At 74.6% G+C, this 26668-nt stretch carries 29 protein-coding genes; 18 read left to right on the top strand and 11 right to left on the bottom strand.

Features of this window, described 5'->3' with window-relative positions; translation table 11 throughout:
* Positions 1-7: 7 nt before the first annotated feature.
* Both ACFYOS_RS11035 and ACFYOS_RS11030 read right to left on the bottom strand, forming a co-directional pair.
* Positions 8-1093 carry a DUF3866 family protein gene (locus ACFYOS_RS11035; RefSeq protein WP_387138456.1) on the bottom strand — a complete coding sequence of 362 codons (1086 nt, stop codon included), beginning with the start codon at positions 1091-1093 and terminating at the stop codon, positions 8-10.
* Between the two features lie 62 nt (positions 1094-1155).
* Entirely contained in the window at positions 1156-2160 is a 1005-nt protein-coding gene (locus ACFYOS_RS11030; protein ID WP_387138453.1) for a cation diffusion facilitator family transporter, read from the bottom strand.
* A gap of 148 nt (positions 2161-2308) precedes the next feature.
* On the opposite strand from ACFYOS_RS11030, the gene ACFYOS_RS11025 reads away from it, so the two are divergent.
* The 6 genes from ACFYOS_RS11025 to ACFYOS_RS11000 all read left to right on the top strand — a co-directional run bounded on the left by ACFYOS_RS11025 (position 2309) and on the right by ACFYOS_RS11000 (position 6647).
* Complete coding sequence (locus ACFYOS_RS11025; RefSeq protein ID WP_387138450.1) at positions 2309-3307, top strand: helix-turn-helix transcriptional regulator; 999 nt, start codon at positions 2309-2311, stop codon at positions 3305-3307.
* Positions 3304-4311, top strand: a complete 1008-nt coding sequence (locus ACFYOS_RS11020) for a helix-turn-helix transcriptional regulator (protein WP_387138448.1) — start codon at positions 3304-3306, stop codon at positions 4309-4311. The genes ACFYOS_RS11025 and ACFYOS_RS11020 overlap by 4 nt, the downstream gene beginning before the upstream one ends.
* 10 nt (positions 4312-4321) lie before the next feature.
* A complete protein-coding gene (locus ACFYOS_RS11015) occupies positions 4322-4570 on the top strand; it encodes a hypothetical protein (RefSeq protein ID WP_387138445.1) in 249 nt (82 codons plus the stop codon).
* A 216-nt stretch (positions 4571-4786) separates the two neighbouring features.
* On the top strand, positions 4787-5101 hold the full coding sequence (gene tatA, locus ACFYOS_RS11010; protein WP_387138442.1) for a Sec-independent protein translocase subunit TatA: 315 nt from the start codon (positions 4787-4789) through the stop codon (positions 5099-5101).
* An 18-nt stretch (positions 5102-5119) separates the two neighbouring features.
* Entirely contained in the window at positions 5120-6073 is a 954-nt protein-coding gene (gene tatC, locus ACFYOS_RS11005) for a twin-arginine translocase subunit TatC (protein ID WP_387138439.1), read from the top strand.
* A gap of 181 nt (positions 6074-6254) precedes the next feature.
* Positions 6255-6647 (top strand): hypothetical protein, encoded by a 393-nt coding sequence (locus ACFYOS_RS11000; protein ID WP_387138436.1) that lies wholly within the window; start codon positions 6255-6257, stop codon positions 6645-6647.
* 18 nt (positions 6648-6665) lie between these two features.
* Here ACFYOS_RS11000 and ACFYOS_RS10995 read toward each other — a convergent pair whose 3' ends face one another.
* Entirely contained in the window at positions 6666-7547 is an 882-nt protein-coding gene (locus ACFYOS_RS10995) for an ABC transporter substrate-binding protein (RefSeq protein ID WP_387138433.1), read from the bottom strand.
* Between the two features lie 197 nt (positions 7548-7744).
* Between ACFYOS_RS10995 and ACFYOS_RS10990 the strand changes: the two genes are divergently transcribed.
* The 4 genes from ACFYOS_RS10990 (at position 7745) to ACFYOS_RS10975 (ending at position 11526) form a co-directional block, all read left to right on the top strand.
* Complete coding sequence (locus ACFYOS_RS10990) at positions 7745-7879, top strand: hypothetical protein (protein ID WP_387138430.1); 135 nt, start codon at positions 7745-7747, stop codon at positions 7877-7879.
* Complete coding sequence (locus ACFYOS_RS10985; protein WP_387138427.1) at positions 7876-9927, top strand: glycogen debranching N-terminal domain-containing protein; 2052 nt, start codon at positions 7876-7878, stop codon at positions 9925-9927. The genes ACFYOS_RS10990 and ACFYOS_RS10985 overlap by 4 nt, the downstream gene beginning before the upstream one ends.
* A gap of 128 nt (positions 9928-10055) precedes the next feature.
* A complete protein-coding gene (locus ACFYOS_RS10980; RefSeq protein WP_387138425.1) occupies positions 10056-11099 on the top strand; it encodes a zinc-dependent alcohol dehydrogenase family protein in 1044 nt (347 codons plus the stop codon).
* 145 nt (positions 11100-11244) lie between these two features.
* Positions 11245-11526: a GNAT family N-acetyltransferase gene (locus tag ACFYOS_RS10975; RefSeq protein WP_387138422.1), complete on the top strand. Its 282-nt coding sequence runs from the start codon at positions 11245-11247 to the stop codon at positions 11524-11526.
* Between the two features lie 4 nt (positions 11527-11530).
* Here ACFYOS_RS10975 and kynU read toward each other — a convergent pair whose 3' ends face one another.
* Positions 11531-12793, bottom strand: a complete 1263-nt coding sequence (kynU, locus tag ACFYOS_RS10970) for a kynureninase (protein WP_387138419.1) — start codon at positions 12791-12793, stop codon at positions 11531-11533.
* A 111-nt stretch (positions 12794-12904) separates the two neighbouring features.
* Here kynU and ACFYOS_RS10965 point away from each other — a divergent pair, with 111 nt between their 5' ends.
* Positions 12905-13069, top strand: a complete 165-nt coding sequence (locus tag ACFYOS_RS10965; RefSeq protein ID WP_387138416.1) for a hypothetical protein — start codon at positions 12905-12907, stop codon at positions 13067-13069.
* Between the two features lie 48 nt (positions 13070-13117).
* Positions 13118-14044: a diacylglycerol kinase gene (locus ACFYOS_RS10960; protein WP_387138413.1), complete on the top strand. Its 927-nt coding sequence runs from the start codon at positions 13118-13120 to the stop codon at positions 14042-14044.
* Here the strand turns inward: ACFYOS_RS10960 and ACFYOS_RS10955 are convergent.
* Both ACFYOS_RS10955 and ACFYOS_RS10950 read right to left on the bottom strand, forming a co-directional pair.
* Entirely contained in the window at positions 14007-14972 is a 966-nt protein-coding gene (locus ACFYOS_RS10955) for a DMT family transporter (RefSeq protein ID WP_387138410.1), read from the bottom strand. The genes ACFYOS_RS10960 and ACFYOS_RS10955 overlap by 38 nt on opposite strands.
* Positions 14973-15053: 81 nt before the next feature.
* Positions 15054-15818, bottom strand: a complete 765-nt coding sequence (locus ACFYOS_RS10950) for an HAD family hydrolase (protein ID WP_387138407.1) — start codon at positions 15816-15818, stop codon at positions 15054-15056.
* An 86-nt stretch (positions 15819-15904) separates the two neighbouring features.
* Between ACFYOS_RS10950 and ACFYOS_RS10945 the strand changes: the two genes are divergently transcribed.
* Both ACFYOS_RS10945 and ACFYOS_RS10940 read left to right on the top strand, forming a co-directional pair.
* Positions 15905-18700, top strand: coding sequence for a DEAD/DEAH box helicase (locus tag ACFYOS_RS10945; protein ID WP_387138405.1), 2796 nt, complete (start codon positions 15905-15907; stop codon positions 18698-18700).
* 166 nt (positions 18701-18866) lie between these two features.
* Positions 18867-19742, top strand: a complete 876-nt coding sequence (locus ACFYOS_RS10940) for an MHYT domain-containing protein (RefSeq protein WP_387138402.1) — start codon at positions 18867-18869, stop codon at positions 19740-19742.
* A gap of 58 nt (positions 19743-19800) precedes the next feature.
* On the opposite strand, the gene ACFYOS_RS10935 is transcribed toward ACFYOS_RS10940, so the two are convergent.
* A complete protein-coding gene (locus tag ACFYOS_RS10935; protein WP_387138400.1) occupies positions 19801-20721 on the bottom strand; it encodes a 5'-3' exonuclease H3TH domain-containing protein in 921 nt (306 codons plus the stop codon).
* A gap of 61 nt (positions 20722-20782) precedes the next feature.
* The gene (locus tag ACFYOS_RS10930; RefSeq protein WP_387138397.1) at positions 20783-21007 is read right to left on the bottom strand and encodes a DUF3040 domain-containing protein; all 225 of its coding nucleotides are present in this window, start codon (positions 21005-21007) and stop codon (positions 20783-20785) included.
* A gap of 105 nt (positions 21008-21112) precedes the next feature.
* Between ACFYOS_RS10930 and ACFYOS_RS10925 the strand changes: the two genes are divergently transcribed.
* Positions 21113-22186, top strand: a complete 1074-nt coding sequence (locus tag ACFYOS_RS10925; RefSeq protein ID WP_387138395.1) for a DUF4037 domain-containing protein — start codon at positions 21113-21115, stop codon at positions 22184-22186.
* Between the two features lie 14 nt (positions 22187-22200).
* Here the strand turns inward: ACFYOS_RS10925 and ACFYOS_RS10920 are convergent, their stop codons facing one another.
* Positions 22201-23466, bottom strand: coding sequence for an MFS transporter (locus tag ACFYOS_RS10920; protein ID WP_387138393.1), 1266 nt, complete (start codon positions 23464-23466; stop codon positions 22201-22203).
* An 83-nt stretch (positions 23467-23549) separates the two neighbouring features.
* Here ACFYOS_RS10920 and ACFYOS_RS10915 point away from each other — a divergent pair, with 83 nt between their 5' ends.
* On the top strand, positions 23550-24500 hold the full coding sequence (locus ACFYOS_RS10915; RefSeq protein ID WP_387138390.1) for a winged helix-turn-helix transcriptional regulator: 951 nt from the start codon (positions 23550-23552) through the stop codon (positions 24498-24500).
* A 66-nt stretch (positions 24501-24566) separates the two neighbouring features.
* Positions 24567-24689, top strand: a complete 123-nt coding sequence (locus ACFYOS_RS10910; RefSeq protein WP_357102463.1) for a 50S ribosomal protein L36 — start codon at positions 24567-24569, stop codon at positions 24687-24689.
* 32 nt (positions 24690-24721) lie between these two features.
* Here ACFYOS_RS10910 and ACFYOS_RS10905 read toward each other — a convergent pair whose 3' ends face one another.
* Together ACFYOS_RS10905 and ACFYOS_RS10900 are read right to left on the bottom strand one after the other, a co-directional pair.
* Positions 24722-24997, bottom strand: coding sequence for a DUF4873 domain-containing protein (locus ACFYOS_RS10905; protein ID WP_387138387.1), 276 nt, complete (start codon positions 24995-24997; stop codon positions 24722-24724).
* Complete coding sequence (locus tag ACFYOS_RS10900; protein WP_387138385.1) at positions 24994-25698, bottom strand: TetR family transcriptional regulator; 705 nt, start codon at positions 25696-25698, stop codon at positions 24994-24996. Before ACFYOS_RS10900 ends, ACFYOS_RS10905 begins: the two co-directional genes overlap by 4 nt.
* Before the next feature lie 48 nt (positions 25699-25746).
* On the opposite strand from ACFYOS_RS10900, the gene ACFYOS_RS10895 reads away from it, so the two are divergent.
* Positions 25747-26649 carry a diiron oxygenase gene (locus ACFYOS_RS10895; RefSeq protein ID WP_387138382.1) on the top strand — a complete coding sequence of 301 codons (903 nt, stop codon included), beginning with the start codon at positions 25747-25749 and terminating at the stop codon, positions 26647-26649.
* The last annotated feature ends 19 nt before the right edge of the window (positions 26650-26668 follow it).

Raw genomic sequence — 26668 nt, 5'->3', positions numbered from 1 at the left:
CGACGGGTCAGCCGGCGAGGGTGGCCGCGTGCCGACCGGCGGCGGCCGCGGCCAGGAAGTAGGCGTGGTCGGCGTCGAGGCCGCGGCCCATCGTGGACAGCCCCACCGGGCTGGCCCGCAGCGCCGCGTCCAGCCCGTCGGTGGGCACGGTGACGATCCGGTGCCGCTCGGCGAGGGGCGCCAGTGCCGCGGCCACCTCCGCGGCGAGGGCCGGGTCGAGGCCGTCCGGCACGACCAGCTCCGCCGGGGCGAGGGCCACCCGGCCGTACGCGGTGAGGCTGTGGTGGGAGACGCCGCGGTGCCGGGGTCGGGGGTCGGCGTCGGAGATGCGCAACGAGCCGACCGGCCGTCCGCCGAGCGCGGCGACGGCGTTGACCGCCTCGCCGACGGCCACGCCGGAGAAACCCCAGCGGGTGCCGGTGCCGAGATTGCCGGGCCCCTGGGCCACGATCGCAACGTCGGCGTGCAGGACATGCCGGGCGGCGAGCAGGCCGCTGTGCAGGGTGCTGGCCTCCAGGTCGCCGCCGAACGCCTGGCCGACGGTGACCGTGCCGACCAGGTGGTCGGCGAGCCCGGCGAGGGTGCGGGAGAACCAGGCCGGCAGGGCCCCGCCGTCGGTGTGCAGGTACGCCACCCGGGCGTGCGGGGCGTCGGCGTGGACGCCGGCGAGGATCGCCGGCAGCGCGGAGTGCAGGTCGGCGGTGACCACCGGCATTCCGTCGAGGCTCTCCGCGGCGGCCAGCAGCGCGTGGTGCGGGCTGGCCTCCTCGTCGACGCCGAGCAGGATCGGTTGCAGCGGGGTGTAGCGGGCCTTGACCAGATGGCCGGCTTCGCGGGTGTCGACGGCCTGCGGCGGGTCGGCGGGGAGCCGGTCGGGCAGGGCGACGACCAGCGCGTACCCGCCGGTGCCGAGACCCATCAGCAGGGCCCCGGCGTTGAGCAGCACCCGGTCGCCGGGCTGGGGGTCGCCGACCAGCGCCGGGTAGGCCAGGGCGCGCATCCGGCCGCCGTCGGGCAGGTCGACGTCGAGTTCCGTCGCGCCGGCCCACCGCCGCCGAATCGCCGTGACCGTGCCGGACCGCCATCGCACCATGTCCGGCACGCTATCCGCCGGCGACGGGGCGGGACGCGGCCGGGTCGTCCGGGGCGTGCCACTCAGAACGTGTCGGTCTGCTGGTCCAGCGGCCGATCGTCCTGGTTCTGGGTACGCCGGGCCCGGCCGCGGTCGGTGCCGGGCATCGACCGGGTGGGGTCGAGGAAGACGTACCCGATCTCCGGGTAGTGCTCGGTCAACCGCCGCTCGGCCTCGTCGGCCGCGGCCTCGATGTCGGCGCCGGTGGCGTCGTTGTGGAAGTCGACCTTGGCGGCGACCAGGATGTCGTCCGGGCCGAGCAGCATGGTCATCAGCGTGTCGACCCGGTCCACCGTCGGCAGCCCGGCCAGCTCGTGTTCGATCCGCCGGTGCACGCGCTCCGACACGGCCCGGCCCACCAGCAGCGAGACGTTGCTCCTGGCCAGGATGGTGGCGACGACCAGCAGCAGCACGCCGATGAGGATCGAGGCGATGCCGTCGTAGAGTTCCTCGCCGGTGAGCTCCGACAGGCCCAGGCCGACGCCGGCGATGAGCAGACCGATCAGGGCGGCGGTGTCCTCCATGAAGACCGCCTTGACGGTGGTGTCGGCGGTCAGCCGGAGGTAGCGGCCCGGGGTGGCCCGCCAGCGCCGGGACTCCCGGCGGACCTGCCGGACGGCTCGGGTCAGGGACACCGACTCGATCGCGAAGGAGATCGCCAGCACGATGTACGAGGCCAGGTAGTTGCCGGTGTGTTCGTGCACGAGGATGGTGGTGACGCCGTGGGTGATGGCGAAGCCGGCACCGACGACGAAGGTGAACAGCGCGGCGAGGAACGCCCAGACGTAGCTTTCCTTGCCGTATCCGAACGGGTGTCGAGTGTCCGCGGGGCGTGCTCCCCGGCGTAGCGCCTGGTAGAGGAGCACCTCGGTGGTGGTGTCGGCGACCGAGTGGGCGGCCTCGGAGAGCATCGCCGCCGAGCCGGAGATCAGGCCGGCGACCAGCTTGGCGACCGCGATGGCGAGGTTCGCCGCGCCGGCCACGACAACCGTCGCGACGCTCTCGGACTTGACTGCCGCTTCCGCCATGCGCTCACCCTATGGCCGGTCCGGGCACTCCGCCGGGAGAGCGGAACCGCCCCTCGGTCGGGTGGCGCCGGTCGCCTCCGGCGCTCCTGGCGCGCGCCGCGCCCGCGCGGGTGCACGCCCACGCCGCGCGGGCTGCTAGCGTTCACACGTGTCGCGGACCCGTACTGAACGCCTGGTCAACCTGGTGATCTGTCTGCTCTCCACGCGACGGTTCCTGACCGCCGCGCAGATCGCCGCGACCGTGCCCGGCTACGAGCACGATCCGGACGACGCCAAGGACCATGAGGCGTTCCAGCGCAAGTTCGAGCGGGACAAGGCGGAGCTGCGGGAACTGGGAGTGCCGCTGGAGACCGGGACGGCCAGCGTCTTCGACGCCGAGCCCGGCTACCGGATCGCCCACCGCGAGTACGCCCTGCCCGACATCCCCCTGGAACCGGACGAGGCCGCCGCCGTGGGCATCGCCGCCCGGCTGTGGCAGCATGCCGGCCTGGCCGCCGCCGCCTCGTCGGGGCTGGCGAAGCTGCGGGCCGCCGGCATCGACGTCGATCCGCAGGCCACCCTGGGCCTGGAGCCGATGGTGACGGTCGACCCGGCGTTCGCCCCGCTGACCGCCGCCGCCCGGGACCGCCGGGAGGTCAGCTTCGACTACCGGGTGCCGGACCGGGACGCCCCGACCCGCCGCCGGCTCCAGCCATGGGGCGTGGTCTGCTGGCGCGGCCGGTGGTACGTGGTCGGGCACGACCTGGACCGGGAGGCCACCCGCTGCTTCCGGCTCTCCCGGGTGGTGGGTGCGGTCCGGACGACCGGCCAGCCGGAGGCGTACGAGCCGCCCGCCGGGGTGGACCTGATCAGCCACGTCGCCCGCTGGTCCGGGCCGGTGGAGCGGACCGGGCGGGCCACCGTGCTGGTGGCCCCGGGCCGGGCCGCGGGGCTGCGCCGCTGGGCGGTGGAGAGCACCTCCGGACCGGACGGCGACCGGCTGGTCCTGCCGTACGCCGACGCGGACTACCTGGCCGGCCAGCTGACCGGGTACGGCCCGGACGTGCGCGTGCTGGACCCGCCCGAGGTACGTGAGGCGGTCATCCAGCGGTTGAAGGAGATCACCGCCCGCCATGAAGAGCTGGCGGTGGCCGGGGGTGCCCGGTGACCCGCCCGGCGGCCCGGGGTGGCCGCGCCTCCGCGGACCGGCTGGCCCGGCTGCTCAACCTGGTGCCCTACCTGCTCGCCCGCCCCGGCATCGAGATCGCTGAGGCGGCCGAGGACCTGGGGGTGACCGAGCGGCAGCTGCGCGAGGACCTGGAGCTGCTCTGGGTGTGCGGGCTGCCCGGCTACGGCCCGGGTGACCTGATCGACATGGCGTTCGACGGCGACCGGGTGACCATCACCTACGACGCCGGGATCGACCGGCCGCTGCGGCTCACCCCGGACGAGGCGTTGGCCCTGGTGGTGGCGCTGCGGATGCTCGCCGAGACGCCCGGGGTGGCCAACCGGGAGGCCGTCGAGCGGGCCCTCGCCAAGATCGAGAGCGCGGCCGGTGACCTGGCCGGAGCCCCGGTGGAGGTGCGGCTGCCCGGCGACACCGCCCGGGTGCGCGAGTTGCGGGCCGCCGTGGAGCGTGGCCGCGCGTTGCGGATCACCTACTACACGGCCGCCCGGGACGAGACCACCGAGCGGACCATCGACCCGCTGCGGATGCTGATGGTCGGCGGGCGGGCGTACGTGGAGGCGTGGTGCCGGCGGGCCGAGGCGGTCCGGCTGTTCCGGGCCGACCGGATCGACGCGGTCAGCGAGCTGGCCGAGCCGGCGGTGGTGCCGCCGCAGGCGCGCCCGCACGACCTCAGCGACGGGGTGTTCCGTCCCGCGCCCGACCTGCCGCTGATCACCCTGCGGATCGGCCGGGGCGAGCGGTGGATCACCGAGTACTACCCGTGCGAGCGGGTCGAGGCCGACGGTGAGCACTGGCTGGTGTCGCTGCGCGTCACCGACCTGGGCTGGGCCCGCCGGTTCGTGCTCGGGCTGGGGCCGGAGGTCACCGTGCTGGCCCCGGCCGAGCTGGCCGAGCAGGTCCGCGGCCAGGCGGTCGCCGCGCTCGACGCGTACGCGACGCCGGTCGACCGCGCCGATCCGGCGGTGGCCGGCCTTACCCAGTAGGCTGACCGCCGTGGTGACGTGGATCGTGCTCGGGGTCGTGCTGTTCGCGCTCGTCGTGCTGGCCCTGGCGGTCCGGCCGGTGCTGGCGCGGCTGCCCCGGCTGCGCCGGGCGGCGCTGGCGCTGCAACGTCACCAGGCCGACGCGGTGGCGTTGCGGTCCGCGGCCGAGGCGCTCCAGGACCGGGCCGTGGCGCTGCAGGAGCGGTCGGCCGTCGCGCAGGAACGGCTGGCGTTGATCAAGGCCAGGCGCGGGAAGTGATCGACGACGGTCGGTCCGGCGCGCGGTAGCTGCGCGTTCTCCGCCGGATCCGCGCACGATTGCGCCCCGGTGGGTGGTTGACGGGACACTCCGGGTTGGCCGAGACTTCACCGACCGGGCCCGCAACCGGGGGACCGGCGGGGTGGCATCCCTCCTCCGCGCACGTACGATGGGCTGCGACCACCCCTCACCACACCTGAGCGACTGGAGCTTCCCATGGGTGCCCTCAAGCCGTGGCACATCGCCGTACTCGTGGTCGTGCTGATCCTGCTCTTCGGCGCGAAGCGGCTCCCCGACGCGGCCCGTTCGCTGGGCCGCTCGCTGCGGATCATCAAGGCCGAGACCAAGAGCCTGCACGACGACGACCGTGACCTGGCCGAGAAGGCCGACGCGCAGGCCGGCTACCAGCCGCTCCCGCCGAACGCGGGCCAGCAGCAGTACGCGCCGCAGCAGCCGCAGCAGCAGTACGCCCAGCCGCAGCAGCCGGCCGCCCCGCCGGTCGACCCGGTGCAGCGCGTCCGCGAGAACTGATCCGGAGGGCCCACCACCGTGGCCTTCGGGTTGAAGAAGCGCGGCCCGAGCGACTTCGAACGGGCCGCCGACGGCTCGATGACGCTCATGGAGCACGTCCGTGAGCTGCGCAGCCGGCTGTTCCGCGCATCCCTGGCGATCGTCGGCGGCCTGATCGTCGGCTTCTGGCTCGCCGATCCGGTCTTCCTGCTGCTCAAGCGGCCGTACTGCCGGCTGCCCGACACGACGGACGCGTTTGGCCACTGCCAGGACCTGCTGGCCCTGGCGCCGACGACCGGTTTCGTGCTGAAGCTGAAGTTGGCGTTGTGGCTCGGCCTGATCATCGGCGCGCCGGTCTGGCTCTACCAACTCTGGGCGTTCATCGCGCCGGGGCTGCACCGGCACGAGCGCAAGTGGGCCTACGTCTTCGTGTCGATCGCCGCGCCGCTGTTCGCGGCCGGCGCGGTGCTGGCCTACTTCGTGGTCGACAAGGGCCTCGGGTTCCTGATGGATTCCGGGGTGGGCGGGCTGTCCAACCAGTTCGAGGTCAGCGCGTACATCGCGTTCGTCACCAACATGATCCTGCTGTTCGGGGTGGCGTTCGAGTTCCCGCTGATCCTGCTCATGCTCAACTTCACCGGGGTGGCCAGCGCGCGGCGGCTGCTGAGCTGGTGGCGCGTGGTGATCTTCGTGTCGTTCGCGTTCGCCGCGATCGCCACCCCGGACCCGGGCCCGTTCGGCATGACGCTGCTGGCCACCGCGCTCTCCCTGCTCTACTTCGTCGCGGTCGGGGTGGCCTTCCTCAACGACAAGCGGCGCGGGCGGGGCAAGGAGATCTACTCGGACCTCGCCGACGACGAGGTGTCGCCGTTGGATCTGTCTGTCGAGGCGGTCGAGGCCGCCGGGCGGGTCGAGGCGACCACCCCGATCGGGGCGCCGCAGCCGATCGAGGCTCCCGCGCCGATCGAGCGCCGCTACGACGACATGACCTGACCGCTCCTCGCCGTACCGTCATGGAACGCCGCCCCGGCCGGGGCGGCGTTCCCTGTTTCCGGGGTCAGAGCATGGCCAGCAGGCGGTCCAGAGGCGGCGGTGTCCGATCGGGGTCGAGGGCGTCGCCGAGCAGCGATGCCAACGTCCCCGGCCGGGCCGCCGTGGCGGCATACTGTCGGCCGTGACCGACGCGCCGCCGAACCGCCCCGACCTCGCCTCGGGGCTGCGTTTCCTGACCGAGCTGATCGCCTGGGTCGCCACCCCGTGGGCACTCGCACCGCACTCCGTCGCGCTGGCGGCCGTGTCGGTGGTGGTGCTGATCGGCCTGCCCACCGTGTTCGCCACCCCGGGCGACAAGAAGCAGGTGATCGTGCCGGTGCCGGGGCTGGCCACCATCGCGCTGGTGCTGCTGCAACTGGTCGCCGCGGCGGTCTCGGCCTGGGCCGCGTGGCCGCGGCCGGTGGCCGTGGCGGTGACCGCGCTGACCCTGGTCACGCTGGTCACCGAGCTGCCCCGCTGGCGGCGGCTCGCCCCGCTCGGCCGCGACGGCCGTCCGGCTCGCCGGACCGCCTGACCCCGCGCCGGCCGCGCCTCAGGCCACCCGGCGCGCGCTGCCCTCAACCAGCGGCACGGCGTCCGGGTGCAGGATCGCCGCGATCGCCTCGGCGCCGTCGACCAGGCGTGGACCGGCCCGCACGATCAGCCCGTCGGCGTCCGCGGCCCAGACCTGCGCGCCGGGGAAGTGGGGAGCCACCGCTGCGGCCTGCGCGGCGGCCCCGTCCAGGTGGAAGCCGCACGGGGCGACCATTACGACCTCCGGCCGGGCGGCGCGCAGGGCGGCCCAGGTGGTCGGCGCGGAGCGGGCCCCCGGGTGGGTGGCCACCGGTTCGCCGCCGGCGACCCGGACCAGGTCCGGGATCCAGTGCCCGGCACCGAACGGCGGGTCGACCCACTCGACCACCGCGACCCGTGGTCGCGGCCGGCCGGCCACCGCCGCGCCGACCGCCGCGAGCCGCGCCCGCAGGCCGTCCACCAGGGCCTCCGCCCGATCCGGTACGCGGGCCGCCGCGCCCACGTCGAGGATGGTGCCGAGCACGTCGTCGAGGGTGTACGGGTCGAGCGACAGGACGTCGGCCCGGCAGCCCAGGTGTTCCACGGCGTCGGCCAGCTGTCCTGAGGGCAGGGCGCAGACCCGGCACAGGTCCTGGGTGAGGATCAGGTCGGGGTCCAGCCCGGCCAGGGCGCCGGCGTGCAGGGTGTACAGGTCCGCCCCGGCGGCGACCTGGGCCTTGACGTACGCGTCGATCTCGCCCGGGCTCATACCGCGGGTGTCCCGGCCGCCGACCACGACGGTGACCCCCGACCGGTAACGGGCCGGCACCTCGCACTCGAAGGTGACCCCGACCAGGTCGTCCCCGAGGCCCAGGGCGTAGACGATCTCGGTGGCGGACGGGAGCAGAGACACCAGGCGCATCCCGCCATCCTGCCCGTCCCGGCGCGCCTACCGCACCGCCCCCGCAGTTCCGTCGATCCCGGCGTCCGACGAGGGGCCCGGCGATAGTCTGAGGCGGCGCCGGACCCGTGGCCGGACGCGTGTCCGGCGTCGCAGCCCCTGGTTGGCCGCCCGTGCCGGGCCTGCGGTGCGACGTCCCTCTCCGGGAGGCGTGTGCGGTGTCCGATCCGATCGAGGTGTTCCTCACGGAGCTCGCCCGTCGACCCCCGGAACTGCTGGCGCGGCTCTTCGCCGCGCCACCGGGAGTCCGCGATCCGCGGGCGCTGAACGCCGGCCGTGGGGAGCCCGGATGAAGGACAACCTGGTCCGCGTCCTGGACGGCAACATCCTGGTGCTCAGCGACGACAACGGCGACATCGAGGCGACCGTCGCCAACCCGGTCGGCTTCTTCGATTTCGACACCCGGTTCCTGTCGCTGTGGCGGCTCAGCCTGGACGGCGAACGGCTGAACGCGCTCTCCATCGCCGAGCGGGACCAGGTCATGCTGCGCTTCTTCCTGGTGCCGGGAGCGCCGACGCACTACGTGGACGCGAAGTCGTCGGTGATCCGGGAGCGGTCGATCACCAGTGGGTTGTTCGAGGAGCGGCTGACCGTGTTCAACCACGGCCAGGAGCCGGTGGAGTTCACCGTACGGCTCGACGTGGCGAGCGACTTCTCCCCCATCGGGGCGGTGGGTCAGGAGCGCACCTCGGTGGGCCAGCTCTATCAACGGGTCGAGGAAGGCGGGCTGCGGCTCGGTTACCGACGTGACCGGTTCCAGCGCGAGACGGTGGTCCGGAGCAGCGAGCCGGCACGCGTCGACGAGCAGGGCCTGACGTACACCGTCCGGGTGGCGCCCAAGGAGGGCTGGACGACGACCCTGCGGGTGCAGTCGCTGGTGCTGCGCCCGGACGGCCGGGAGGTGCGGGAGCGGTTGGACCGGCGGCCCCGGCGCAGCGCCGCCGAACGGCAGCGCGACCTCATGGTGTGGCTGGACCGGGCGCCCACGCTGAGCTGCGACTGGAACGCGCTGAGCGCCACCTACCGGCGCAGCCTGGTGGACCTGGCGGCGCTGCGCTACTCGCCGCTGACCCTGCCGGACGAGGTCATGCCCGCCGCCGGCCTGCCCTGGGTCGCCACCATCACCGGCCGGGACAGCATCCTCACCAGCTTCGAGGCGCTGCCGGTGGCCGCGGAGCTGGCCTCCGCGACCATCCGGATGCTCGGCATCGACCAGGGTGCGGTGCTCGACGACTTCCGGGACGAGGAGCCCGGCAAGATCCTGCACGAGTTCCGCTACGGGGAACTGGTGGCCTTCGAGGAGCGCCCGGCGTCCCCGTACTACGGCAGCGCCGACGCCACGCCGCTCTACGTGATCCTGCTCGACGAGTACGAGCGGTGGACTGGCGACGCGGGCCTCGTCCGGGAGTTCGAGGACGAGGCGCGCGCGGCGCTGCAGTGGATCGACGAGTACGGCGACATCCTCGGCGACGGCTACGTCCGGTACCGGCGGCGCAACGAGCGGACCGGGATCGAGAATCAGAGCTGGAAGGACTCGCCGGGAGCGATCTGCCACGCGGACGGCCGGTTGCCCGGCCCACCGTTGGCGACCTGCGAGCTTCAGGGGTACGCGTACGACGCGAAGCTGCGCGGGGCGCGGCTGGCCCGGGAGCTCTGGGGCGACCCGGCGTACGCCGAGCGGCTGGAACGGGATGCCGCAGCGCTGCGGGAGCGCTTCAACCGCGACTTCTGGATCGCCGACCGGGGCTACTACGCGCTCGCCCTGGACGGCGACGGCCGGCAGGTCGACGCGCTCGCCTCCAACATGGGCCACCTGCTGTGGAGCGGCATCGTCCCGGAATCCCGGGCGGCGCAGGTGGTGAACCACCTGATGGGTCCTCGGCTCTTCTCCGGCTGGGGCGTGCGCACCTTCGCCGAGGGCCAGGAGCGGTACAACCCGCTCGGCTACCACCTCGGCGCGGTGTGGCCGTTCGACAACGCGCTGATCGCCTGGGGACTGCGCCGGTACGGCTTCGCCGAGGAGGCCGGCCGGATCGCCGAGGCGGTCATCGAGGCGTCCGGGTACTTCGAGGGCCGGCTGCCGGAGGCGTTCGCCGGCTATCCCCGGGAGCTGACCCGCTACCCGGTGCTCTACCCGACGGCGAACAGTCCGCAGGCGACGGCCACCGGCGCGCCGCTCCTGCTGCTGCGGGCCCTGTTGGGCCTGGAACCGGCCGGGGAGCACCTGCTGATGACGCCCCGGGTGCCGGCCCGCTTCGGCCGGATGGAGCTGCTGGATGTCCCGGGTCGGTGGGGCCGGATCGACGTGATCAGCAACGGGCTGGCCCGCGCCACCCGTTGACCAGGGCGGGCGGTGAGCCTGACCACGCGGCACGCCGGGCGGGTTGGCGGCGGATCCCGCACGGTCTAGCGTTCCGCCGGGGGGCCGTGCGCCCCACTCAGAACCGTCTCGCCGGGAGGACACCGCCCATGCGCGCCACCGTGATTCACGGCCCGAACGACATCCGGGTCGAGGAGGTGCCGGACGCCACCGTCCGTACGCCGGGCGACGCCGTCGTCCGCGTCCTGCAGGCCTGCATCTGCGGCAGCGACCTGTGGGCGTACCGGGGCGTGGCGCAGCGGCAGCCGGGGCAGCGGATCGGGCACGAGTTCCTCGGCGTGGTCGAGGCGGTCGGCGCCGAGGTCGGCTCGGTGCGGGTGGGTGACCTGGTGGTGGCGCCGTTCGTCTGGTCCGACGGCGTCTGTGACTTCTGCCGCGAGGGGCTGCACACCTCCTGCCCGCACGGCGGCTTCTGGGGCGAGCCGGGCTCCGACGGCGGCCAGGGCGAGGCGGTCCGCGTCCCGTACGCCGACGGCACCCTGGTCAAGCTGCCGGCCGAGGCGGCCGGCGACGAGCGGCTGCTCACTGCCATGCTGGCCCTGTCCGACGTGATGTCCACCGGCCACCACGCCGCTCTCGCCGCCCGGGTCCGCCCCGGCGCGACCGTCGCGGTCGTCGGTGACGGCGCGGTCGGCCTCTGCGGGGTGCTCGCCGCGAAGCGGCTCGGCGCCGAGCAGATCATCGCGCTCGGCCGGCACACCGCCCGCACCGACATCGCCCGCTCGTTCGGCGCCACCGACGTGGTCGCCGAACGGGGTGAGGCGGCGGTCGCCGCGGTCCGGGAGCTGACCAAGGGGCAGGGCGCGCACGCGGTGCTGGAGGCGGTGGGCACCGAGGAGTCGATGCGTACCGCGATCTCCATCGCCCGCGACGGCGGCGCGGTCGGTTACGTCGGCGTTCCGCACGGCGGCAGTGCGGGGGTCGACATCCGCCAGATGTTCAACCGGAACGTGGCCCTCGGCGGCGGCGTCGCGCCGGCCCGGGCGTACATCCCGGAGCTGCTCGCCGACGTCCTCGACGGGACCATCGACCCGTCTCCGGTCTTCGACCGGGCGGTGACCCTCGACGGGGTGCCGGACGGCTACCGGGCGATGGACGAGCGCACCGCGCTCAAGGTCCGCATCACCTTCTGACCCACAGCGGAGACCCCGGGCCGGGACAGGGCTTCCCGCCGAACGGTGGCGCCGAACCGACCGGCCCGGCGTGCGGCGGGGCGCGCCCGCCGCGTCGCGATCCGGCCCGTGGTTGGATGGTGGGGTGCAGTTCACCGTGACAGACGTGCCGGAGCGGGAGCGGTTCGAGGCGCGGAACGAGACCGGAACGACGGCCGGTTTCGTCACCTATCAACTGACCGGCAACATCATCGCCTACACCCACACCAAGGTCGATCCGAACTTCGAGGGGAAAGGCGTCGGATCGACCCTGGCGCGGGCGGTGATGGACGACGCGCGGGCCAAGCGTCGGACCGTGGTGCCGATCTGCCCGTTCCTCAGCGGGTGGCTGGAGAAGCACCCCGGCTACGAGGACATCCTGGCCCCCTCGACCCGCAAGGTCAGGTAGCGACTCACGTGACCCGGGAGGCCTCGCCGGGCACCCGCTCGTACGACCGCCGCTCGGCGACGTCGCGGAGTCGGTCCATGGCATCCCAGACGTCGACGAAGCGGGTGTAGAGCGGGGCCGGGCCGAGGCGCAGCCGGTCGGGGGCGCGGTAGTCGCCGACCACCCGGCCCTCGTCGGCGAGCGCCCGGGAGATCCGCAACGCCTCCGGGTGGTGCAGGCAGACGTGGCTGCCCCGCCGGTCCGCCTCGCGCGGGGAGGCCACGGTGAAGCCGTACGGGGTGAGCCAGGCGTCGGCGAGGGTCACGATCACCTCGCTCAGCCACCGTCCTTTGTCGCGTACCCGGTCGATGCCCGCCTCGGCGAGCACGTCGAGCGCCGGGTCGAGGGTGGCCATGCCGAGGACCGGCGGGGTGCCCACCTGGAACCGGTCCAGGTGCGGGACCGGGTCGTAGCCGGGGCCCATGGCGAACTGGTCCCGCTGCCCGAACCAACCCCAGATCGGCTGGCGCAGCCGTTCCTGCAGCTCCCGCCGGACGTAGAGGAAGGCCGGCGCGCCGGGACCGCCGTTGAGGTACTTGTAGGTGCAGCCGACGGCCAGGTCGGCGCCGGTGGCGGTCAGCTCGATCGGCACCGAGCCCACGGCGTGCGACAGGTCCCACAGCACGTACGCCCCGACCCGCCGGGCGGCGTCGTTCACCGCGGCCAGGTCCAGCAGCGCCCCGCACCGGTACGACACGGCGGAGAGCACCACCAGGGCCACGTCCTCGTCCAGGGCCGCCGCCAGCGTGGCCAGGTCCAACCCCTGGTCGAGGTCGGAGGGGAGCGCCCGGAGGGTGAGCCCGCGCGCCTCGGCGAGCCCCTGGAGGATGTACCGGTCGGTGGGGAAGTCCTCGGCGTCGACCAGGATGGTGCCGCGGTCCCCGGCCGCGTCCAGCGCGGCGGCGGCGAGCTTGTAGAGGTTCACCGAGGTGGAGTCGGCGACCACCACCTCGCCGGGACGCGCGCCAAGGGCGTGCGCGGCGAGGCGGTCACCGATCCGGCGGGCCCACTCGATCCAGGTGGGCCAGCCTCGGACGAGCTGGTCGCCCCAGCCCGCGCGGACCAGGCGGGCGAGGTGGTCCGGGGTGGCCGCCGGCAGGCGCCCCAGGGAGTTGCCGTCGAGGTAGATCAGGTCCTCGTCGGCGATGACGAACTGGTCCCGCAGGTCGGCGAGGGGATCGGCGGCGTCCATCTCCTTGAACAGGTACCGGGGAAACTCGTCAGCCACACGCACTCCTCACCCTCCGCGCCGGCCCGCCCGGCGGGGCGGGACCGGACGGGGGAGAGGCTAGGCGGCGATTCTGGAGCGGCGACGGGTGCGGAGGTCACCTCTCACGAGGTGGACGAGCCGCCGGCCGACGGGTCCGCCGCCCCGGTGCCGCTGTCCGGCGCCGGCGACCTCGGCGCCGCCGAGCAGGTGAGCTGGCTGGCCCGGGTGGCGCGGGCGATGGACAACCCGACCGTCCGAGCCGTCGTGGCGGCGGACGCGCCCGCGCTGCGCTGATCTTCGCGGCTTCGACTCCCTGGTGAGCGGAGGGGGTCGTGCCGTACGGTGCTCGCCGTGACCGCGCACGATCATGTCCTGTCCGGCCCCGTCGCCGTGCTCGCCAACCCGACCGCCGGGCGGGGCCGGCACCGGGGCCTGCTGCCCCGGCTGCTGGAGCGGCTGGAGCGGTCCGGCCGGCCGGTCCGGCTGCTGGCGGCGGGCACCCCGGAGGAGGCGGAGCAGGCCTGCCACGCGGCGGTCGCCGACGGCGCCGGCGCGCTCGTGGCGGTCGGCGGGGACGGCACCGTGCATCGGGCGATGCAGGCCGTCGCCGGCACCGCCGTGCCGTTCGGCCCGGTCCCGGCCGGCACCGGCAACGACTTCGCCGTCGAGACCGGCTTTCCGGCCGACCCCCTCGCGGCGGCCGAGGTGATCGCCGACGCGCTGCGCGCCGGTCGCAGCCATCCGGTCGACCTGGCCCGGCTGACCACCGCCGGCGGCGGCGATCGCTGGTACGGGGCGGTGCTGGCGGCCGGCTTCGACGCGATCGTCAACGAGCGGGCCAACCGGATGCGCTGGCCGCGCGGCCCGCGCCGCTACGATCTGGCCATCCTGGTCGAGCTGGCCCGGCTACGGCCGCGCCGCTACCGGCTGCGCCTCGACGGCGAGGAGCACGAGCTGGACGCCGTGCTGGTGGCGGTCGGCAACGCGGCCAGCTACGGCGGCGGGATGCGGATCTGCCCGGACGCCGACCCGACCGACGGCCTGCTGGACGTGGTGGTCGGCGGGCGGTTCGACCGGCGCACCCTGATCCGGGTAAAGCCCCGCATCTACCAGGGCACCCACGTCACGCACCCGCTGGTACGCGCCTACCGGGCCCGTACCGTGGAGCTGGACGCGGCCGGGATCACCACGTACGCGGACGGGGAGCGAGCGTTCGACCTGCCGGTGCGGATCACCGCTGTGCCGGCGGCGGTGCGGCTGCTGCGCTGACCAGGGCCTCCTGGCTCGGGCCCGGCGGCGAGTCGGGTGCGGCCGGGGCCGGAGCGCCGGCGCGGACCGCGCCGATGCTCGCCGCGACGACCAGGCCGATGGCCAGGACCTCCACCGGGTGCAGCTGCTGGCCGAGGACCAGCCAGCCGGCCAGCGCGGCGATCGCCGGCCCGAGGCTCATCAGCACCGCGAAGGTCGCGGTGGGCAGCCGCCGCAGCGCCAGCAGCTCCAGGGTGTACGGCAGCACCGAGGCGAGCAGCGCCAGCCCGGTGCCGAGGCCCAGCACCGCCGGATGCCACAGCCGGCTCCCCGAGCCGACCAGCCCGAACGGCAGGGTGACCAGGGTGGCCACCGTCAACGCCAGCGCCAGCCCGTCGGCGCGCGGGAACCGCCCGCCCACCCGGGCCGAGCAGACGATGTACGCCGCCCACATCGTCCCCGCGGCCAGCGCCAGCCCGGCGCCGACCGGGTCGAGCCGGTCGAAGCCGCCCTGGCCGAGCAGCGCCACCCCGGCCAGCGCGAGGGCGGCCCAGCCCCAGGCGGCGAGCCGTCGGGCGGTGACCACCGACAGCGCCAGCGGCCCGAGCACCTCCAGGGTGACCGCCGGTCCGAGCGGGATCCGCTCGATGGCCTGGTAGAAGATCGAGTTCATCCCGGCCAGGGCCAGCCCGAAGGCGACCACGGCGGCCCAGTCGCCCCGGCCGTGCCCGCGCAGTCGGGGACGGCACACGGCCAGCATCAGCAGCGCGCCGATGGTCAGCCGCAGCGTCACCGCCCCGGCCACCCCGGTACGTGGGAACAGCAGCGCGGCGACCGCCGACCCGAACTGCACCGACAGCGCCCCGCCGAGCACCAGCCCGACGGCCCCGAGGTGGCCGCGGGAGAGCCGCCCGGGGCGGCGCGGGCTGGTGGAGCGGTCCGTCGTCATGCCGGAGACGCTAGCCGTGCAGGTCGGGGCCGGGTCCGCCGGGCCGTCCGGGGCCCGGTCGACGCGCGCGGGCGTGCCCGCTCAGCCGCGCAGGGCCAGGTCGAGCACCGCGCCCAGGCCGTTCGGCCGGCCGGCGTCGGCGCACGGCAGCACCAGCACGGCGCAGCCGGCCCGCACCGCCCCCGCGTCGGCCGGCGTGTCGCCCACCATCAGTGCCTGCTCCGGATCGACCCCGAGCATCCCGCAGGCCCGCCAGAAGATCCCCGGGTCCGGCTTGCAGCGCCCGACCTCGTACGACAGCGCGTACGCGTCGACCAGCCCGTCGAGTCCCCAGGCGGCGAAGAGCGGCCGGATGTCGAAGCCGATGTTGCTGACCACGGCGACCTTCACCCCGGCCTGGCGCAGTGCCTTGAGCACCGCCTCGGTGTCCGGGTACGGCACCCAGCCCTCGGGGACCAGCAGCCGCTCGTAGAGGGCGTCGGCGAGCCCGTCGATGCCCGCGTCGACCGTCTCCGCCAGCCCGGTGTACGCGCCCCGGTGGGCGTGCGGGTAGAGGTCGCGGTCGGCCCACAGCTCGGCCAGCCGGGGCGGCACCCGGGCCGGCAGCGGGCCGCCCGCCCGGCCGGCGGTGAGCAGCCGGTCGGCCAGCGCGGTGGCCCGGACGCGGTCCAGCTCCGCCCCGCACGTCGCCGCCGCGGCGAGCACCCACTCGAGGGGGTCCTCCACCTGGGCGAGGGTGCCGTGGAAGTCGAAGAGCACCGCCGCCACGGGCCGGCGGGACGGGCTCGGGCGGTCGGCGTCGTCGGCGCCGCTCGAGGCGTGGGACGGTTCGGCATGATCCGGCACGCCGTGCACCCTACCGACCCGCCCCGACCGTCCTGCCGGATGGCCTTGGCCGGTGGTCGTCGGCCGTACCGATTAATCTTGAAGGCATGTCGAGCCCCGCCGAGCGGTACGCCGCGGCGCGCCGCCGGGCCGCGCAGGCCTCCGCCTTCCCGGCCCTGGACGAATTTGCCCGAGACCTGGGGTTCGACCTCGACGACTTCCAGCGCGAGGCGTGCGAGGCCCTGGAGCGGGGAAGCGGGGTCCTGGTGTGCGCCCCGACCGGCGCCGGCAAGACCGTGGTCGGCGAGTTCGCCGTACACCTCGCCCTGCGCGGCAGGCCCGGGAAGCCGGCGGCCGCGGACGGCGGCGAAGGGCCGACCACCCGGCGCAAGTGTTTCTACACCACGCCGATCAAGGCGCTCTCCAACCAGAAGTACCACGACCTGGTGGACCGGTACGGCGCCGAGCAGGTCGGCCTGCTCACCGGCGACAACGCGATCAACGGCGACGCGCCCGTGGTGGTGATGACCACCGAGGTGCTGCGCAACATGCTCTACGCCGGCTCGGCCACCCTCGAGGGCCTGGCCTACGTGGTGATGGACGAGGTGCACTACCTCGCCGACCGGTTCCGGGGCGGGGTCTGGGAAGAGGTGATCATCCACCTGCCCGCCTCGGTCACTCTGGTCTCCCTGTCGGCCACCGTCTCCAACGCCGAGGAGTTCGCCGACTGGCTGGTCACCGTGCGCGGCGAGACCGCGGTGGTGGTGAGCGAGCACCGGCCGGTGCCCTTGTGGCAGCACATGCTGGTCGGCAAGCGGATGTTCGACCTGTTCCACGACGCCGACGCCGCGCGCAAGCACGACGTGCACCCGGAGCTGCTGCGCTACACCCGGGACACCATGCGCCGCCTCGAGCTCGGCGAGGGCCGCGGCCCGGGCTTCGGGCGGCGCGGCCCCCGCTGGCGGGGCCCGATGCGCCCCGACATCGTCGACCGGCTCGACCGGGAGGGCCTGCTCCCGGCCATCCTGTTCATCTTCAGCCGGGCCGGCTGCGACGCCGCCGTGCAGCAGTGCCTCGCCGCCGGGCTGCGCCTCACCTCCCCAGAGGAGCGCGCGGAGATCCGCCGGGTGGTCGAGTCCCGGGTGACCGCCATCCCGGGCGAGGACCTCTCCGTGCTCGGCTACTGGGAGTGGCTCGACGGCCTCGAGCGGGGGCTCGCCGCCCACCACGCCGGCATGCTGCCGGCGTTCAAGGAGGTCGTCGAGGAGCTGTTCGTCCGCGGCCTGGTCAAGGCGGTCTTCGCCACCGAGACCCTGGCGCTGGGCATCAACATGCCGGCCCGCTGCGTGGTGCTGGAACGCCTGGTCAAGTTCAACGGCGAGGCGCACGTCGACCTCACCCCGGGGGAATACACCCAGCTCACCGGCCGCGCCGGGCGGCGGGGCATCGACGTCGAGGGGCACGCGGTCGTGGTCTGGTCGCCGGAGACCGACCCGCGGCACGTGGCCGGCCTCGCTTCCACCCGGACCTACCCGCTGCGGTCCAGCTTCCGGCCGTCCTACAACATGGCGGTGAACCTGGTCGGCACCGTCGGCGCCGAGCCGGCCCGGGCGCTGCTGGAGTCCTCCTTCGCCCAGTTCCAGGCGGACCGGTCGGTGGTCGGCCTGGCCCGGCAGGTGCAGCGCAACACCGAGACGACCGAGGCGTACGGCGTGGAGGCGGCCTGCCACCACGGCGACTTCGACGAGTACTTCGCGCTGCGGGTGGCCATCGCCGACCGGGAGCGCGCCATCGCCCGGCAGGGGCAGACCCAGCGCAAGGCGGCCGCCGTCGCCTCGCTGGAGCGGCTGCGGGTCGGCGACGTGATCCGGGTGCCGTCCGGCCGGCGGGCGGGTCTGGCGGTGGTGCTCGATCCGGCCACCGGTGGCTTCGGCGAGCCCCGCCCGCTGGTGCTCACCCAGGACCGCTGGGCCGGCCGGGTCAGCCCCGGCGACTTCACCACCCCGGCCGAGGTGCTCACCCGGATCCGGGTGCCCAAGCACTTCAACCACCGGTCCCCGGCCGCCCGGCGCGACCTGGCCGCGGCGGTCAGCGGCACCGGGCTGGACCGGCACGGCGGGCGGCGGGGCGGGCGCTCCCGGCAGGCCGTCGGCGAGGACCACCGGCTCAGTCAGCTCCGTGCCGAGCTGCGCGGGCACCCCTGCCACGGCTGCCCCGAACGGGAGGAGCACGCCCGCTGGGCGGAGCGGCGACGCCGGCTGGAGCGCGACACCGAGGAGCTGCGCCAGCGGGTCGCCGGCCGGACCGGTTCGTTGGCCCGGACCTTCGACCGGATCGTGGCGTTGCTGACCGCGCGCGGCTACCTCTCCGCCGATGGGGAGGTCACCGACGCCGGGCGGATGCTGGGCCGGATCTGGACCGAGGCGGACCTGCTGGTCGCCGAGTGCCTGCGGCGCAAGGTGTGGGACGGGCTCTCCCCGGCCGAGCTGGCCGCGGCGGTCTCCGTGGTGGTCTTCGAGGCGCGCCGGGACGTCGACGAGCGGGCCTCTCTGCCGCGCGGCGCGGTCGCCGACGCGGTGGACGAGACGCTGAAGCTGTGGAGCGACATCGAGGCGGACGAGGCCTCCCGGGGCCTCGCGGTCACCCGGGAGCCCGACCTCGGCTTCGCCTGGCCGATCTACCGCTGGGCGCGCGGCGAAGCCCTGGCCAAGGTGCTCGCCAGCGGGCACCAGATCGACGGCGAGATGCCCGCCGGGGACTTCGTCCGCTGGGCCCGGCAGGTGGTCGACCTGCTCGGCCAGCTCGCCGACTCCGGCGGCGCGTCGGCGGAGCTGCGGTCCACCGCCCGGCAGGCCATCGCGGCGGTCAACCGGGGCGTGCTGGCCTACCACGCCGCCGCCTGATCATCACCTTACGTCACCGTTTGCGGCGAATCGACGCATCGCACAGTCACCGCGAAAGTATCCCCGAATTTGCCCAGGGGTACTGTTGCGCCAGCACAAGTAACCCCCCGATCATGGCTCGGGCGCACTTTGCCGTGCGCCGGTACGCAATGGGGGGAAGACCGCGATGGCGGAAATCAATCACTTTGAGTACGGGTGGATCACGCCCACGCTGAGCTATGCCCTGTCCGTGCTGGGCTCGTTCCTCGGGCTGATCTGCGCCGGGCGGATCCGTACCGCCCGCAGCACGGGCCAGCGGGTCTGGTGGGGGCTGCTCGCCGCGTGGGCGATCGGTGGTACGGCGATCTGGGCGATGCACTTCATGGCGATGCTCGGGTTCGCCGTCGCCGGCACTCGGATCCGCTACGACGTGCCGATCACCGCGGCCAGCACCTTGATCGCCGTGCTGGCGGTCGGCATCGGGCTGGCCATCGTCGGCACCGGCCGCCTCACCGCGTTCCGGCTCGTCGCCGGCGGCCTGTTCACCGGCACCGGGGTACTTGCCATGCACTACACCGGCATGGCCGCGATGCGGCTGGACGGCACCCTGTCCTACGACCGCATCCGGGTCGGCCTGTCGGTGCTCATCGCCGTAGTGGCCGCCACCGTGGCGCTCTGGCTGTCGATGACGGTCCGCCGGGGGTTGGCCATCGTCGCGTCGGCGCTGGTGATGGGGATCGCCGTCAACGGGATGCACTTCACCGGGATGAGCGCCCTCTCGGTGCACCTGCACGAGCGGCGCGGCGAGCTGGGTGGCACCGAGGTCAGCGGCCTGCTGGTGCCGATCATCCTCGCGGTGATCTTCGGCGTGGTGGGGCTGGTCTACGCGCTGCTCGCCGCGCCCACCGATGAGGACCGGGCCGGCGCGGCGTACCTGGACGCGCGGTGGGACGCCGCGGCGACGCCCGAGCCGGCCCCGGACCCGGTGGGCCTGCGTGGCCGGTCCACCCTGGGGCAACCGGGCACGCCGTTTCCGTCGCGGCGGGTCGACCCCGGGCGCTGACCCGGCCCGACGCTTCAGGCGCGGTGGCCCGGGCGACCGCCGCCCCCGCCCAGCCTGGTCAGGATCGGCCGGCGAGCGCGTCGACCAGGCGGCGGCACGAGCCGGCGAGGTTCCACCGCTGGGCCAGCTCCAACAGCCGCTCCGGGTCCGCGGGCGCGGTCGGCAGCGCGGTGGGCAGCTTCGGCAGCGGTACGTCGGTGGCGACCCGCACCACCTTCGGTGCGACGGCCAGGTAGTCCCGGGCCGCCGCCAGCTTGGTGCGCAGCCCCGGGGCGAAGCCGGACTCGCCGTCGTCCAGCGCGGCGAGGATGCCGTCCAGCCCGCCGTACCGCTCGATCAGCCGGGCGGCGGTCTTCTCGCCCACCCCGGGCACGCCGGGCAGGCCGTCGCTCGGGTCGCCGCGCAGGGCGGCGAAGTCGGCGTACCGGTCGGCGGGGACGCCGTAGCGGGCCCGGACCGCCGCATCGTCGCAGTCGTCCAGCTTCGACACGCCGCGCCCGACGTAGAGCAGCCGCACCTGACGGGTGTCGTCGACGAGTTGGAACAGGTCGCGGTCGCCGGAGACCACCTCGGCCGGGCCGGGCTGGGTCACCGACAGGGTGCCGAGCACGTCGTCGGCCTCGTAGCCGGTCGCGCCGACCGCGGTGATGCCGAGCGCGTCGAGGACCTCGAGGATCATCGGCACCTGCGGGGACAGGGTGTCCGGCACCACCTCGCCGCCCTCCGGCGCGACCCGGTGCGCCTTATACGACGGCAGCAGCTCGACCCGCCAGGCCGGCCGCCAGTCGTGGTCGAGGGCGCAGACCATCCGGTCCGGTCGGCGGGTGCGGACGAGTTGGGCGAGCATGTCGAGGAAGCCGCGGACGGCGTTGACCGGCTGGCCGTCGTCCGTCTTCGCCGCCGACTCGGGGATGCCGAAGTAGGCGCGGAAGTAGAGGCTGGGGGAGTCGATCAGCAGGATCGGGGGTTGCTGGGCCACCCCGACAGCCTGGCACAGCGGTGTGACGAGGTGGGGGACCGGTGACTGGTGCCGTCCGGCGTCAGCCGCCGCCGTGGCGGTACAGGGTCTCCCGGCGGGCCACCCGCTGCAATGCGTAGCTCGCGACCAGGAGGATGAACGCCAGCACCACCTCGACCCACGCCAGAGCCCCGTTGGCGACCGTCAGGCCGAGCAGGAGCAGCGCCAGCCCGGCCACCGCGAGAAATCCGGCCCACAACAGCCGGCGACGTCGTGCCGAGGCCCGGTCCGGAGCGCTGTCCGCCACCACCCCTCCCTCCCGGAACCACTCTCTTGCAGGCTATCGGCGCAGACTGGCCGGTGGACCGATAACCGCTGGGTGACCCGGCGCGCGCCCCGGCAGACTGACGGCATGGCGTTCGTACCCGGCCTGACGCTCTGCCGGCGCTTCCACGAGGAGGTGGTCGCCCCGCTGCTGGCCAGGCGGCTGCCCGGCCTCCCGTACGCCGCCGGGCTGCTCGATGGGGGCTCGGAACTGCTCGGGCTGGACACCCCCCGGTCCACCGACCACGATTGGGGGCCGCGGAGCCAGCTGTTCGTGGTGGACCCCGCCGACGTCGCGCCGATGCGGGCGGTCCTGGACGCGGAACTGCCGGCGGAGTTCCTCGGCTGGCCGACCCGGTTCGCCGGTGGTCCGAACGTCCGGCTCGGCGCGGTGCGGGCCGACGGCGACCGGCACGGGGTGACCGTCGACGAGCTGGGTGAGTGGCTCCGCGGGCGGCTGGCCTGCGACCCGCGCGCCGGGATGGGGGTGGCGGACTGGCTCTCCGCGCCGACCCAGCGGTTGGCCGAGCTGACCGGCGGGGCGGTCTTCCACGACGGGCTCGACGGCACGCTCATCGCCGTTCGGGCGGCGCTGGCCTGGTACCCGGACGACGTGTGGCGGCACGTGGTGGCGACCGGTTGGCAGCGCGTCGGCCAGGCCGAGCACCTGGTCGGCCGGTGCGCCGAGGTCGGCGACGAGTTGGGCAGCCGGCTGGTGGCTGCCGGGCTGGCCCGGGACCTGATGCGGCTGGGCCTGTTGTTGCACCGGCGCTGGCCGCCGTACGCGAAGTGGCTCGGCACCGTCTTCGCCGCGCTGCCGGCGGCGGCGCCGGTGGTCGACGCGCTGGACGACGCGATCGGGCCGGGCGACTGGCCGACCCGGGAGGCGGGGTTGGTCCGGGCCCTGGAGGCGGTCGCGACCTGGACCAACGAGACCGGACTGGCGGAGCGGGTCGACCCCGGCGTCCGGCCGTTCCACGACCGGCCGTTCCTGGTCCTGCGCGCGGAACGGTTCGTCTCCGCGTTGCGTGCCGCCATCACCGACCCGGGCCTGCGCGACCGCCCGCCGCTCGGGTCGGTCGACCAGTACCTCGACAACGTCGACGTGCTCACCCGCCCGGAGCGGGTCCGCCGGGTCGCCGCGGCGGTGCTGCCGGACTGACCGCCCGGGTTCAGTCAGCCGACCGGCGCGGCGCTGCGCGGCTCCGCCGGTTCGTCGCCCCGCAGGTCGGTGAGGTCGCGCAGCCCGCGTACGGGGGACAGCACCAGGGCCAGCGGGGCCAGCACCGCCGCGGCGGCGAAGGCGAACAGGGTGACCCGGGCGCCGGCGAGGCCGGCGAGGGCGCCGGCGACCAGGCCGCCGACCGGGATCGCTCCCCACGAGACGAAGCGGACCGTGGCCATCACCCGGGACAGCAGCTCCGGCGGGCTGGCGGTCTGCCGGTAGGTGCGGGTGGTCACGCTCAGCACCACCACGCCTCCGGCGAAGACCACGTTGCCGGCGGCGAACGCGAGGTACGCGGGCCAGCCGGCACCCATCGGCACCAGGAATGCGCCGCCGACCGCCACCAGGCAGGCGACCACCAGGGACCGGGCGGTGCCCCAGCGGCCGGTGATCCACGGCGTCAGGGTGGCCCCGACCAGCGACCCGACGCCCTCGACGGCGAGCAGCACACCGACCAGGGCGGCCGGGGTGTGCAGTTCGCGCACCAGGTAGAGCGGGTAGACCGCCAGTTGCGCCCCGCAGACGAAGTTCACCGCGGTGGCCGTCCACATCGTCGGGCCCATGACCGGGTGGCGGGTGACGTATCGCCAGCCTTCGCCGATCATCGCCCGCACCGGCGGCCAGCGGTCCGGGGCGTCGACCCGCCGGGCGGGCAGCGACCGCAGCAGCACCGCAGAGACCAGGTAGCTGGCCGCGTCGACCAGCACGGCCGGTACCGCGCCGAGCGCCTGCACCGCGAGGCCGCCGAGGGACGGGCCGCTGAGCTGGGTGCCGGCGTGGGTGGCCGAGGTGAGGCTGTTGCGGGAGTGCAGCTGCTCGCGACTGACGATGGCCGGCAGGAACGTGGCGTTGGCGACATCGAAGAGCACGTTGGCGAAGCTGACCACGAGCGCCACGACGACCAGCTGGACGACGGTCAGCCAGCCCCACCACCAGGCGAGCGGGATGGACGCCATGGCGACCGCCCGGGCCAGGTCGGCGCCGACCTGGGCGCCGCGCAGCGGCAGCCGCTGCACCATCACGCCGGCGGGCAGCCCGATCACCAGCCAGGCCACATAGCTCGCGGCGGCGATCAGGCCCATCTCGAACGCGGACGCGTCCAGCACGGTCAACGCGGTGAGCGGGAGCGCCACCGCGCCGACCGCCGACCCCACCTGACTGGTCGTGCCGGCGGTCCACCAGCGCCAGAACACCCTGGCCTCCTGCCCGACGGACATGCCGCCAACCCCCGATCCGAGCCAGTGAGTTCCAATCTGAAACGGACTATAGTCGGGGCGATCGGTCGAGCGGGAGGTGGGATGTGCGGCGAGCGGAGCTCGGGGACGCCGACTGCGGCATCGCCCAGGCCCTGGGTGTGCTCGGTGACTGGTGGACCGTCCTGATCGTCCGGGAGATCGCCGGCGGCACCACCCGGTTCGATGCCCTCCAGCGGGAGCTGGGCGTCAGTCGGCGGGCGCTCACCGAGCGGCTCGGCGGCCTCGTCGAGCACGGGGTGCTGCGCCGGCAGCCGTACTCGGCGCACCCGCCGCGCCACGACTACCTGCTGACCGGCAAGGGGGAGGGGCTGCTGCCGGTGCTGGTCGCCCTGCAGGACTGGGGGACCCGGCACGTGATGGGCGACGGGGCGCTCACCGCCACCGCCCCCGCCGACTCGGCGGAGGCGCGCCGGGTGCGCCACCTGGTCGGCCGGCGGGTGCCGGAGCTGACCCTGCGCCGGCACGACGGCGGGGCGGAGCGACCGGCCGGACCCGGCCGGTGGACCGTCCTCTACCTGTTTCCGGGCGCGTTCGCCCCTGGGGCCCAGGGTCTCCCGCCGAGCTGGGAGGAGATCCCGGGCGCCGTCGGGTGCACGCTCGAGTCCCGCACGTACGCCGACCGGCACGACCGCTTCCGGGCCGCCGGCGCCGAGGTGCGTGGCGTGAGCACCCAGCGCCCGGACCAGCTGGCGGCCTTCGCCGAGCATGCCCGGCTGCCGTACCCGCTGCTGTCCGACGAGGACGGTCGGCTCGCCGCAGGCCTGTTGCTGCCCACCTTCCGGGCCGGCGGGGTGGACCGGTTCAAGCGGCTGACGCTGCTGGTCGACCCGGAGGCCGTGGTCCGGGCAGTGCAGTTCCCGGTGACCGACCCGGCCGGCTCGGTCGACGAGATGCTCACCGAGGTACGCCGCCGGGCGGGCGGCGCCACCGAAGGCGGTGACGGCGCGGGCGGGCATCGCCCGCCGGCCGGTGCCGGGTCGTCGGCCCAGGCATGAGTACCCCGTCGCCGGGTAGGCGGGCTGGGCAGCCGAGAATCCAGCCGGAACGGGGGTGACCCGGGGATGAAGGTACGAAGCTCCCTCCGCGGGCTGAAGCGGAAGGTCAACTCGATCGTGGTACGCCGTCGGGGCAAGCTCTTCGTGATCAACAAGGCTGACCCGAGGCAGAAGGCCCGGCAGGGCTGAGCCGGCCGTGGCGGACAACCTGACCCCGCCGCTCAGCCCCCGTCCGGGTCGGGTGGCCAGGGTGGCTCGCCGACCCCGGTGATGCGAACCCCGCCCCACGGGTCGACCTCGGCCAGCCGGCCGCGGGTGACCCGATCGCCGACGCGTACCGGCACGTCCCGGCGTCCGGCGCGGAGCAGCCGGACCACCTGGGGCTCGGGCTCGATGCGCCCCGCCCAGTGGTAGCGGCCGTCGACCGGCTCCCACCGCCCGGTCACGTGCAGCCGTACGGCGGTGTCCGCGATCCACGCCGGACCGTGGTAGTTCACCGGTCGATCCGTTCGTGCGCGCGGGTCAGCTCGCGGGGCAGGTCGGCGCCGCGCCGCACGCCCTCGATGCCGCTCCACAGCAGGGTGGTCAGGTAGTCGGTGAGCGCGGCCCGGCGGATCGGCTGGCCGTGTGTGGTCCACCAGTCGCCGACCGCCTGCACGAAACCCACCAGGCCGTACGCCCACGGCTCGGCGGGACCGGCGTCGAGCCCGAGTGCGCGCAGCCGGTCGCCGATCACCCGGGCCAGCCCGGCGGCTACCTGGCGGCTGGTGCCGGCGACGACCTGGTGGATGCCGGGGTGGCCGGCCTGGTGCATGAGGAAGCGGTAGAGGGTCGGCTCCGACTCGATGACGCCCAGGTACGCGTCGATGGTCGCCTCGACCAGGGCGCGCTCCTCGCGGACCCGCTCGATGGCGGGTGCGATGGTGTCGACGACGCGGGCGGCCACCACCTCGCTGACGGCGAGCCAGAGCTGCGCCTTGTCGGCGAAGTAGCGGTAGAGGACGGGTTTGGTGACGCCGGCGGTGGCGGCGACCTGGTCCATGTCGACCTGCGGCCCGTACCGGAGCAACGCCTGCACGGCGCCGGCGATCAGCTCCTGCCGCCGCTGCTCGCGATGGCCGGCCCAGCGGTCGCGCCGGCCGGTGCGCGGGCCGGGGGAGGGGTCGGAGGCATTGACATCGGTGGAGGTCGGTCCCATGCTACTACTCGTAACAGTTACCAGAAGTTACGTCAACAGGGAGGCGTCATGGAGGGGACATCGGCCGGGTTCCCGCGCGAGGCGGTCGCCACCCGGTTGCTCACCGCCTCGGTGCGCACCAGCTACGACTCCATTGTGGAGATCGACTGGGCGGCACCCCACCGGCCGGACGCGTACTGGCTGCCGCCGCACCGCAGCAGCCTCTACGGCACGCCGCTCTGGGAGGGGCTCAGCGAAGCGCAGCGGATCGAGCTGACCAAGCACGAGGTGGCCAGCGCGGCCAGCGCCGGGCTGTGGTTCGAGACGATCCTCATGCAGATGCTGATCCGGCACTACTACGACGCCGATCCGACGAGCCGGCACGCCCAGTACGCGCTCACCGAGGTCGCCGACGAGTGCCGGCACTCCATCATGTTCGGTCGGCTCATCGAGGCGACCGGCTGCCCGGTCTACCGCGCCGACCGGATCGACCACCTGCTCGGCCGGTGGCTCAAGGCCACCGCGACCGGACCGCAGATGTACGCCGCCATCCTCATCGCCGAGGAGGTCCTCGACGCGTTCCAGCGGGAGATCATGGCCGACGAGTCGCTGCAGCCGCTGATCCGGATGGTGTCCCGGATCCACGTGGTCGAGGAGGCCCGGCACGTGCGTTTCGCCCGGGACGAGCTGGCCCGCCAGGTCGAGGCCGCCGGCCCGCTCGCGCTCAGCTACGCGCGGCTGGTGATCGGCCGCGCCGCGTACGCCATCACCCGCCGGCTGGTCCACCCGCGCGCGTACGCGGCGGTCGGCATCCCGCCCGCGGTCGGCCGCGCCGCGGCCCGGGCGAACCCGCACTGGCAGGCGACGCTGCGCTGGTCCGCGCAGCGGGTCGCCGACCACCTGGCGGGCCTGGGCCTGCTGTCGGGGCCGGGGCGGTTGCTCTGGATCCGCTCCGGCCTTATCCAGGCGTGACGCCGGCCGGCGGCGCGTA

The organism is Micromonospora sp. NPDC005806, assembly GCF_042871425.1.
Lineage (GTDB): Bacteria > Actinomycetota > Actinomycetes > Mycobacteriales > Micromonosporaceae > Micromonospora.
This window is presented reverse-complemented; position numbering and strand designations above follow the sequence as displayed.